General features: G+C 38.0%; 2 protein-coding genes. Both read left to right on the top strand.

The window, feature by feature from the left end; genetic code table 11:
* Positions 1 to 71: 71 nt before the first annotated feature.
* The gene (locus tag AAFU52_RS24680; protein WP_438424117.1) at positions 72 to 1,028 is read left to right on the top strand and encodes a PorP/SprF family type IX secretion system membrane protein; all 957 of its coding nucleotides are present in this window, start codon (positions 72 to 74) and stop codon (positions 1,026 to 1,028) included.
* Positions 1,029 to 1,884: 856 nt separating this feature from the next.
* Positions 1,885 to 12,186, top strand: coding sequence for a choice-of-anchor L domain-containing protein (locus tag AAFU52_RS24675; protein WP_438424116.1), 10,302 nt, complete (start codon positions 1,885 to 1,887; stop codon positions 12,184 to 12,186).
* Positions 12,187 to 12,242: the final 56 nt, after the last annotated feature.

Raw genomic sequence — 12,242 nt, 5'->3', positions numbered from 1 at the left:
TCAAAATAAAACATCCACGAGTACGATCAGATCTGCTCGTGGATTATAATTAAAACATTCTACCAAAGCGGATGAAAAAAATAAAGATAATAGTTGTGACATCGTTTTTAAGCGTTATGTTTTTTAATAGTTATGCACAACAAGATGCTCAGTACACTCAGTATATGTATAACACCATAAGTGTTAACCCTGCTTATGCTGGTAGTCGAGGAGTAATGAGTATTATGGGTCTTCATCGTAGCCAATGGGTTGGTTTAGATGGAGCTCCCCGAACCCAGACTCTTACTCTTAATACACCTATTGGCGGGAATGAGCGAGTTGGTTTGGGCTTATCTATAGTTAATGATCAAATTGGTCCTACCGATGAGACGTATTTCGATATTGATTTTTCGTATACGATTCCTACTTCGGAGATTGGAAGGTTAAGTTTAGGTATAAAAGCAGGAGGTCATTTACTAAATGTTGATTTTCAAAAGCTATCACAATTCAATACTAATGATGCTTTGTTTGAGAGTAATATAGACAATAAGTTTAGTCCAAATGTTGGCGTTGGTATTTATTATCATACTGATAAGTTTTATGTAGGTTTAAGTGCTCCTAATTTATTAGAGACGAACCATTTTGATGAGAGTACTACCACAAGTACTAGTGATGCTGTTAGTTTTTTGGCAGAGGAACGTATAAATTATTATTTAATAGCAGGTCATGTTTTTGATTTGAGTGATGATGTAAAGTTTAAGCCGGCAATTTTAGGTAAGTTGGTATTTGGCGCACCATTACAGGTAGATATTTCTGCTAATTTTTTATTGTACGATCGTTTGACATTGGGAGCTGCTTATCGATGGAGTGCTGCATTAAGTGGTTCTATAGGATTTCAGATTTCAGATGCTATGATGATAGGTTTTGCTTATGATCGTGAAACTACCGAGTTAGGTGAGAGTCAATTTAATGATGGGAGTTATGAAGTCTTTCTCAGATTCGAACTCTTCAAAAAATACAATAGAATGTTAACACCTCGTTTCTTTTAACAAAAATAACATTGTACATCAATTATTGTTTTAACTTGATGGGAAAGAGGTTTTTAATAAAGTAAATTCAAAATGTAAATGAGATAGCATCTATTATAATTTTTTAAAACCCAGCCCTCTTTTTTATCAATATTCAATTACATAATATTTATAATGACATTATTGTTAAAATTGTATAATTATATTCCAGTGTTTTTCTTTCCAAATTGAATACACATAAATTATTAATTAAAATATACAAAAAATAACCTAGCAATTGTAAAACTTTTGGCGAGCTAGTAATTGTAAGGGTTTGAATAACGATAATTTTAAACTAAACGACCATTATGAGGTTCTTTTTTTTAGATCAAAAGATATATCTTCTTTTATTTATAATATCTACACAAATTGCATTCAAAAGCAAGTTGATGACTCACCTAATTACAGATCACTATTTCTAACAGGAATGATTACCATTTTATTAGGAATATATTCTTTTATAGTGTACTCCTTTTTAAAAATTTATTGGGTATTAATAGAGGATAGGAAACTATAATAATTTACAGAGAAAAACAGAAAAAATCACTGCTAATTTCAATGATGAATTTGCTTATAGATTTCTTTTGAGATCTAACCTTCACAAAGAGAGTTTTTTACAATAATTCACCAATTTTCCCAAATATTTTACAAGCAGAGTTGTATACCATTTATCGAAAGAAAACTGACTTTCATCGATAATAAATATCTGTTCAACGTAGAATGTTGATTTTTTAACAAAAATAAATGTTAATTCGTATTGATTTAGTCTATTAATCTTTGTGATTTTATTTTAAGTCAATTCAAACAAATATTACAACCAATTTTACCCTAAATGCCTATGGAAATTTCTACTCTTTTTAATTATAAAAAACAAAAAAGAACTCTTTCGGGATTACTCTTTTTTATGCTATTGTTTGTAGGATTAAGTTTTTCTTACGGGCAAGCGACATATACAGCAAATCCTACAGCAGCAGCAATTGCTGCCGAATTACAATCATCTGGTATTATTATAAGTAATCCTGTAATTACTTCAGGAACTGGAACACAAATGGGAATATTTTCTGATGGTGTTTCTAATGGTGCTTTTGAAGTTGATAGTGGGGTTGCTTTAACGACTTCGTCTGTAGCAACAGCTTTTGATAATAGAAATGTGGCGGCTTATACCTCGGAAGGTTTTGATGGTGGATTTCCATATAACGATGAAGATTTGGTAAATATAAATACATCTGCAAATAGAGATGTAGTTGTATTTGAGTTTGATTTTGTTGCACAGCCTAATTATTTAGGAGTATTAGTTGAATACCAGTTTGGTTCAGAGGAATATCCCGATTATGTTGGTTCTGTGTTTAATGATGTATTTGGTTTTTTTGTATCTGATCCTACAGGTTCTGATCCTACTGTACCAGATGGTGATGTGAATAATAATAATGTATATGATTTTGGAGAAACACCTGCTTTAAACTTAGCAGTTGTTCCCGGTACATCTAATTCAGTATCTATTAATAATGTAAATGCTGGTTTCAAAGGATGCGCACAAGATGGTTTTACACCTGTTGATTTAACTCAAAGTTCTTTATTTATTCAAAATGGACATAGTAATGATGATGATGCAAATCCTAATAATTCGGCAGCTTGTAGCTCGAATGACCAAACGAAACCTGTTCATGTAGAATTTAACGGTATAACAAAAAAGTTTTCTGCAAATATATATTTAACGGTAGGAGTTACTTATCGAATGAAAATAGCAATAGCAGATGTAGGAGATCAAAGTTTAGATTCGGGAGTATTTATTTCTAGTGTAGGAGGATTACCTCTTATAACATCTAGTGATGATTCTGGTTCAGTTATTACTACATCAGGAGGAGCTGCTGTGGCCAATGTCTTGACAAATGATATAGTTGGAGGGGTAACAAACCCTTCTGTAGCTGATGTTGAACTGGCTCAGGTAAGTTCTACTCATGCAGGAGTAACTTTAAACACAAGCACCGGAGCTGTAAATGTTACTGCTGGTACCCCGGCAGGTATATATACATTAGTATATAATGTATGTAAACCAGCACCAACTAATTGTGATACTTCAACAGTTACTGTTACTGTTTTAGCAGATATTGATGGAGATAATATAGCAGATATTATAGATTTAGATAATGATAATGATGGGATTTTGGATATAAATGAAAGACCTTGTTATGCTTTTTCTGATAATTTCGGTACAGGTACAGGTAGCCCTGTCACAAGTCATCCTAATGTTCCAGCGGCAAATGTTCAAAATGTTAGGGTTGGAACAAATGCCGATTTCGCCGGTCAATCTTGGTATCAACCAAATTCAGGATTAGATGCTATTGGTGATGCCGAAGGGAAATATTTAGCATTAGACAATCCTATAGGAGTTGCTCCTGTATTGGTTTATCAAGAAAATATTACGGTTCAAGCTAATGAACAGTATTCCTATAGTCTTTTTGCAGTAGCTGCTAAGGAAGAAAGTGGACAACCGGCAAGTGCCTATCCAGATGTTAGAATGCAGGTTAAAGATGGGTTTGGTACTGTTTTACAAACCATTAATACAGGGACTTTAACATTAGCTTGGCAACGGTTTGAATTTTTGTTTACTTCAACAACTACTACAGTTACAGTTGAAATATATAATAATAATGCTAGTGCTTCCTATAATACACTTTTGTTGGATGAAATATCTATTTCTTTAATTTCATGTGATTCGGATGATGATGGAACACCTGATTACCTGGATTTAGATAGCGACAATGACGGATGTTATGATGCTATTGAAGCAAATGAGAACGTTATAGCAAGTCAATTAGACGGAAATGGAAGAATAAATATAGCGAGTCAAGGAGGAGTAGATGGAGATGGAGTTCCAGAATTGGTAAATTCAGGAGGAATAGCAGATATTGGTGGAGATCAAGGACAAGGAATAACAGGAAACGAAATAGAGGCAACCAAAATTCAGATAGATACACAACCGACAAGTAGTACTATATGCTTAGGAAGTAATGCTATATTTACAGCCGTTGGTTCTTCTTTGAGTACTACAACATATACAGGAACACCACCAGCAACATTTCCAGATTATAGTGGTAGTACAGCAACAACGACAGGATTAGAATATCAATGGCAAGAACAGGTAGGTGGAGTTGGACTATGGAATAACATTAGTGGAGCCAATTCGGCTAGTTTAACATTAACAAGCCCAGCACTAAGTGCCTCAACCAATAAATATAGGTTAATATTAACCAGTACAAAGAATTTATGTGTGAGTGTAACCTCAGATGAAGCTACTTTAACCATTGATCCAGTAAATGTTGGAGGAAGTATTGCAGGAAGTACAAATGTTTGTACCGGAACCAACAGTACGACTCTTACCTTAAGTGGTCATACGGGTAGTATTGTAAGATGGGAAAGTTCAACAAATAACTTTGTAACAGATACAGATATAGCCAATACGACGACTAGTTTAACAGCAACGAATCTAACGGCAACTACAAAATATAGAGCAGTACTTCAAAGCGGAGTATGTGCAGCGGTTACATCTTCAGAAGCTACAATCACGGTAGATCCAGCCAGTGTTGGAGGAAGTATTGCAGGAAGTACAAATGTTTGTACCGGAACCAACAGTACGACCCTTACCTTAAGTGGTCATACGGGTAGTATTGTAAGATGGGAAAGTTCAACAAATAACTTTGTAACAGATACAGATATAGCCAATACGACGACTAGTTTAACAGCAACGAATCTAACGGCAACTACAAAGTATAGAGCAGTACTTCAAAGCGGAGTATGTGCAGCGGTTACATCTTCAGAAGCTACAATCACGGTAGATCCAGCTAGTGTTGGAGGAAGTATTGCAGGAAGTACAAATGTTTGTACCGGAACCAACAGTACGACTCTTACCTTAAGTGGTCATACGGGTAGTATTGTAAGATGGGAAAGTTCAACAAATAACTTTGTAACAGATACAGATATAGCCAATACGACGACTAGTTTAACAGCAACGAATCTAACGGCAACTACAAAATATAGAGCAGTACTTCAAAGCGGAGTATGTGCAGCGGTTACATCTTCAGAGGCTACAATCACGGTAGATCCAGCTAGTGTTGGAGGAAGTATTGCAGGAAGTACAAATGTTTGTACCGGAACCAACAGTACGACCCTTACCTTAAGTGGTCATACAGGTAGTATTGTAAGATGGGAAAGTTCAACAAATAACTTTGTAACAGATACAGATATAGCTAATACGACGACTAGTTTAACAGCAACAAATCTAACGGCAGCTACAAAATATAGAGCAGTACTTCAAAGTGGAGTATGTGCAGCGGTTACATCTTCAGAAGCTACAATCACGATAGACCCAGCCAGTGTTGGAGGAAGTATTGCAGGAAGTACAAATGTTTGTACCGGAACCAACAGTACGACCCTTACCTTAAGTGGTCATACGGGTAGTATTGTAAGATGGGAAAGTTCAACAAATAACTTTGTAACAGATACAGATATAGCCAATACGACGACTAGTTTAACAGCAACGAATCTAACGGCAACTACTAAGTATAGAGCAGTACTTCAAAGCGGAGTATGTGCAGCGGTTACATCTTCAGAGGCTACAATCACGGTAGATCCAGCTAGTGTTGGAGGAAGTATTGCAGGAAGTACAAATGTTTGTACCGGAACCAACAGTACGACCCTTACCTTAAGTGGTCATACAGGTAGTATTGTAAGATGGGAAAGTTCAACAAATAACTTTGTAACAGATACAGATATAGCCAATACGACGACTAGTTTAACAGCAACGAATCTAACGGCAACTACAAAGTATAGAGCAGTACTTCAAAGCGGAGTATGTGCAGCGGTTACATCTTCAGAAGCTACAATCACGGTAGATCCAGCTAGTGTTGGAGGAAGTATTGCAGGAAGTACAAATGTTTGTACCGGAACCAACAGTACGACCCTTACCTTAAGTGGTCATACGGGTAGTATTGTAAGATGGGAAAGTTCAACAAATAACTTTGTAACAGATACAGATATAGCCAATACGACGACTAGTTTAACAGCAACGAATCTAACGGCAGCTACAAAATATAGAGCAGTACTTCAAAGCGGAGTATGTGCAGCGGTTACATCTTCAGAAGCTACAATCACGATAGACCCAGCTAGTGTTGGAGGAAGTATTGCAGGAAGTACAAATGTTTGTACCGGAACCAACAGTACGACCCTTACCTTAAGTGGTCATACGGGTAGTATTGTAAGATGGGAAAGTTCAACAAATAACTTTGTAACAGATACAGATATAGCCAATACGACGACTAGTTTAACAGCAACGAATCTAACGGCAACTACAAAGTATAGAGCAGTACTTCAAAGCGGAGTATGTGCAGCGGTTACATCTTCAGAAGCTACAATCACGGTAGATCCAGCTAGTGTTGGAGGAAGTATTGCAGGAAGTACAAATGTTTGTACCGGAACCAACAGTACGACTCTTACCTTAAGTGGTCATACGGGTAGTATTGTAAGATGGGAAAGTTCAACAAATAACTTTGTAACAGATACAGATATAGCCAATACGACGACTAGTTTAACAGCAACGAATCTAACGGCAACTACAAAGTATAGAGCAGTACTTCAAAGTGGAGTATGTGCAGCGGTTACATCTTCAGAAGCTACAATCACGATAGACCCAGCCAGTGTTGGAGGAAGTATTGCAGGAAGTACAAATGTTTGTACCGGAACCAACAGTACAACCCTTACCTTAAGTGGTCACACGGGTAGTATTGTAAGATGGGAAAGTTCAACAAATAACTTTGTAACAGATACAGATATAGCTAATACGACGACTAGTTTAACAGCAACAAATCTAACGGCAGCTACAAAATATAGAGCAGTACTTCAAAGTGGAGTATGTGCAGCGGTTACATCTTCAGAGGCTACAATCACGGTAGATCCAGCTAGTGTTGGAGGAAGTATTGCAGGAAGTACAAATGTTTGTACCGGAACCAACAGTACAACCCTTACCTTAAGTGGTCACACGGGTAGTATTGTAAGATGGGAAAGTTCAATAAATAACTTTGTAACAGATACAGATATAGCCAATACGACGACTAGTTTAACAGCAACGAATCTAACGGCAACTACAAAGTATAGAGCAGTACTTCAAAGCGGAGTATGTGCAGCGGTTACATCTTCAGAAGCTACAATCACGATAGACCCAGCTAGTGTTGGAGGAAGTATTGCAGGAAGCACAAATGTATGTACCGGAACCAACAGTACGACTCTTACCTTAAGTGGTCATACGGGTAGTATTGTAAGATGGGAAAGTTCAACAAATAACTTTGTAACAGATACAGATATAGCTAATACGACGACTAGTTTAACAGCAACAAATCTAACGGCAGCTACAAAATATAGAGCAGTACTTCAAAGTGGAGTATGTGCAGCGGTTACATCTTCAGAAGCTACAATCACGATAGATCCAGCCAGTGTTGGAGGAAGTATTGCAGGAAGCACAAATGTTTGTACCGGAACCAACAGTACGACTCTTACCTTAAGTGGTCATACGGGTAGTATTGTAAGATGGGAAAGTTCAACAAATAACTTTGTAACAGATACAGATATAGCCAATACGACGACTAGTTTAACAGCAACGAATCTAACGGCAACTACAAAATATAGAGCAGTACTTCAAAGTGGAGTATGTGCAGCAGTTACATCTTCAGAGGCTACAATCACGGTGGGAGGTTTAGTAAATATAACAATAAACAGCATTACTTTAGATAACATCTTAAATGCAGCGGAAGCTTTAGGTACAGTTGCAGTGACAGGAATTGTAGGAGGAGATTTTAGTACTGGTGACCTCGTTACCTTAACAGTAAAAGGAAATAGTTTTACAGGAACAGTAGGTGTAGGCGGAAACTTCAGTATTAATGTACCTGGAAGTGATTTAGCTGCTGATGGTGATACTACAGTAGATGCAAGTTTTACCGCAACGGGTACTTGTAGTGCAGTAGATACACAATTATATAGTATTGATACGACTGCACCTACTGCAGATACGTTTACTACCAATGACATTACCCCAACTTTAACCGGAACAGGAGAAGCAAATGAAACCTTAACGATTACTGTTGATGAGAACGGAGATGGTACCCCAGAGGTTACCTATACAGTAACTACAAATGCATCAGGAGACTGGAGTATTGATACCGGAGTTGTTGTTCCTACAAGTGGTAGTTTACCAGTATTAACAGATAATGATACTTTAGATGTTGTATCTACTGATGCCGGAGGCAATAGTGGAAGTGGAGTAGTTACAATTGATACGACTGCACCTACTGCAGATACGTTTACTACCAATGACATTACCCCAACTTTAACCGGAACAGGAGAAGCAAATGAAACCTTAACGATTAGTGTTGATGAAAACGGAGATGGTACCCCAGAGGTTACCTATACAGTAACTACAAATGCATCAGGAGACTGGAGTATTGATACCGGAGTTGTTGTTCCTACAAGTGGTAGTTTACCAGTATTAACAGATAACGACACTTTAGATGTTGTAGCTACTGATGCCGGAGGCAATAGTGGAAGTGGAGTAGTTACAATTGATACGACTGCACCTACTGCAGATACGTTTACTACCAATGACATTACCCCAACTTTAACCGGAACAGGAGAAGCAAATGAAACCTTAACGATTAGTGTTGATGAAAACGGAGATGGTACCCCAGAGGTTACCTATACAGTAACTACAAATGCATCAGGAGACTGGAGTATTGATACCGGAGTTGTTGTTCCTACAAGTGGTAGTTTACCAGTATTAACAGATAATGATACTTTAGATGTTGTAGCTACTGATGCCGGAGGCAATAGTGGAAGTGGAGTAGTTACAATTGATACGACTGCACCTACTGCAGATACGTTTACTACCAATGACATTACCCCAACTTTAACCGGAACAGGAGAAGCAAATGAAACCTTAACGATTACTGTTGATGAAAACGGAGATGGTACCCCAGAGGTTACCTATACAGTAACTACAAATGCATCAGGAGACTGGAGTATTGATACCGGAGTTGTTGTTCCTACAAGTGGTAGTTTACCAGTATTAACAGATAACGACACTTTAGATGTTGTAGCTACTGATGCCGGAGGCAATAGTGGAAGTGGAGTAGTTACAATTGATACGACTGCACCTACTGCAGATACGTTTACTACCAATGACATTACCCCAACTTTAACCGGAACAGGAGAAGCAAATGAAACCTTAACGATTAGTGTTGATGAAAACGGAGATGGTACCCCAGAGGTTACCTATACAGTAACTACAAATGCATCAGGAGACTGGAGTATTGATACCGGAGTTGTTGTTCCTACAAGTGGTAGTTTACCAGTATTAACAGATAACGACACTTTAGATGTTGTAGCTACTGATGCCGGAGGCAATAGTGGAAGTGGAGTAGTTACAATTGATACGACTGCACCTACTGCAGATACGTTTACTACCAATGACATTACCCCAACTTTAACCGGAACAGGAGAAGCAAATGAAACCTTAACGATTACTGTTGATGAGAACGGAGATGGTACCCCAGAGGTTACCTATACAGTAACTACAAATGCATCAGGAGACTGGAGTATTGATACCGGAGTTGTTGTTCCTACAAGTGGTAGTTTACCTGTGTTAACAGATAACGACACTTTAGATGTTGTGGCTACTGATGCCGGAGGCAATAGTGGAAGTGGAGTAGTTACAATTGATACGACTGCACCTACTGCAGATACGTTTACTACCAATGACATTACCCCAACTTTAACCGGAACAGGAGAAGCAAATGAAACCTTAACGATTACTGTTGATGAGAACGGAGATGGTACCCCAGAGGTTACCTATACAGTAACTACGAATGCATCGGGAGACTGGAGTATTGATACCGGAGTTGTTGTTCCTACAAGTGGTAGTTTACCAGTATTAACAGATAACGACACTTTAGATGTTGTAGCTACTGATGCCGGAGGCAATAGTGGAAGTGGAGTAGTTACAATTGATACGACTGCACCTACTGCAGATACGTTTACTACCAATGACATTACCCCAACTTTAACCGGAACAGGAGAAGCAAATGAAACCTTAACGATTACTGTTGATGAGAACGGAGATGGTACCCCAGAGGTTACCTATACAGTAACTACAAATGCATCAGGAGACTGGAGTATTGATACCGGAGTTGTTGTTCCTACAAGTGGTAGTTTACCAGTATTAACAGATAATGATACTTTAGATGTTGTAGCTACTGATGCCGGAGGCAATAGTGGAAGTGGAGTAGTTACAATTGATACGACTGCACCTACTGCAGATACGTTTACTACCAATGACATTACCCCAACTTTAACCGGAACAGGAGAAGCAAATGAAACCTTAACGATTAGTGTTGATGAAAACGGAGATGGTACCCCAGAGGTTACCTATACAGTAACTACAAATGCATCAGGAGACTGGAGTATTGATACCGGAGTTGTTGTTCCTACAAGTGGTAGTTTACCAGTATTAACAGATAACGACACTTTAGATGTTGTAGCTACTGATGCCGGAGGCAATAGTGGAAGTGGAGTAGTTACAATTGATACGACTGCACCTACTGCAGATACGTTTACTACCAATGACATTACCCCAACTTTAACCGGAACAGGAGAAGCAAATGAAACCTTAACGATTACTGTTGATGAGAACGGAGATGGTACCCCAGAGGTTACCTATACAGTAACTACGAATGCATCAGGAGACTGGAGTATTGATACCGGAGTTGTTGTTCCTACAAGTGGTAGTTTACCAGTATTAACAGATAACGACACTTTAGATGTTGTGGCTACTGATGCCGGAGGCAATAGTGGAAGTGGAGTAGTTACAATTGATACGACTGCACCTACTGCAGATACGTTTACTACCAATGACATTACCCCAACTTTAACCGGAACAGGAGAAGCAAATGAAACTTTAACGATTACTGTTGATGAGAACGGAGATGGTACCCCAGAGGTTACCTATACAGTAACTACAAATGCATCAGGAGACTGGAGTATTGATACCGGAGTTGTTGTTCCTACAAGTGGTAGTTTACCAGTATTAACAGATAATGATACTTTAGATGTTGTAGCTACTGATGCCGGAGGCAATAGTGGAAGTGGAGTAGTTACAATTGATACGACTGCACCTACTGCAGATACGTTTACTACCAATGACATTACCCCAACTTTAACCGGAACAGGAGAAGCAAATGAAACCTTAACGATTACTGTTGATGAGAACGGAGATGGTACCCCAGAGGTTACCTATACAGTAACTACAAATGCATCAGGAGACTGGAGTATTGATACCGGAGTTGTTGTTCCTACAAGTGGTAGTTTACCAGTATTAACAGATAACGACACTTTAGATGTTGTGGCTACTGATGCCGGAGGCAATAGTGGAAGTGGAGTAGTAGACATAAAACTTAGTGATACTGATGGGGATGGAATTAATGACCTTGACGAGGAAAATGATGGTACAGATCCATTAGATCCTTGTGATCCAAATCCAGGAGCTGTTTCTTCAGGTGATTGTGATGGGGATGGAGTAATAAATGAATTTGAAATAGGAGATGATCCAGATAATCCTCAAGATACTGATGGTGATGGTATTCCTGATATTCTGGATACCGATGATGATGATGATGGAATTTTAACAGAAGATGAAAATCCTGATCCAGATGGTAATGGTAACCCTGATGATGCTTTTGATAGCAATGGTAATGGTACTCCCGATTATTTAGAACCTAATGGGCCTACTGAAGAAGAAGATAATATTACAGTTTTTTCAGGAATGTCACCTAATGGAGATGGAATTAATGATGTGTTCATAATCAGTGGAATTGAAAGATTAGAGAATACCTTAGAAATTTATAATCGCTGGGGAGTTAAAGTGTATGAATCCAAAAACTATGGAAGAGATGATAATTTCTTCAGAGGAATATCATTAGGAAGAACTACAGTACAAGGGAATGACCAATTACCTGTAGGAACTTATTATTATGTTCTTAATTATACTCTAGAATCAGGAGAACAAAAAAATAGAGCAGGATACTTATACATTAACAGGTAATTATCAAAATAAAACATCCACGAGTATGATTAGATTTACTCGTGGGTGAAATAAAA

Origin of the sequence: Aquimarina macrocephali (assembly GCF_051627225.1) — a bacterium.
Taxonomy (GTDB): Bacteria; Bacteroidota; Bacteroidia; order Flavobacteriales; family Flavobacteriaceae; genus Aquimarina; species Aquimarina macrocephali.
The sequence above is the reverse complement of the archived record's forward strand: the minus strand, read 5'-3'. Positions and strand labels throughout refer to the sequence as shown.

Bases quoted from the DNA above. Each gene is read 5' to 3' on its own strand.
- AAFU52_RS24675 (WP_438424116.1), top strand. From the start codon at position 1,885: ATGGAAATTTCTACTCTTTTTAATTATAAAAAACAAAAAAGAACTCTT.
- AAFU52_RS24680 (WP_438424117.1), top strand. From the start codon at position 72: ATGAAAAAAATAAAGATAATAGTTGTGACATCGTTTTTAAGCGTTATG.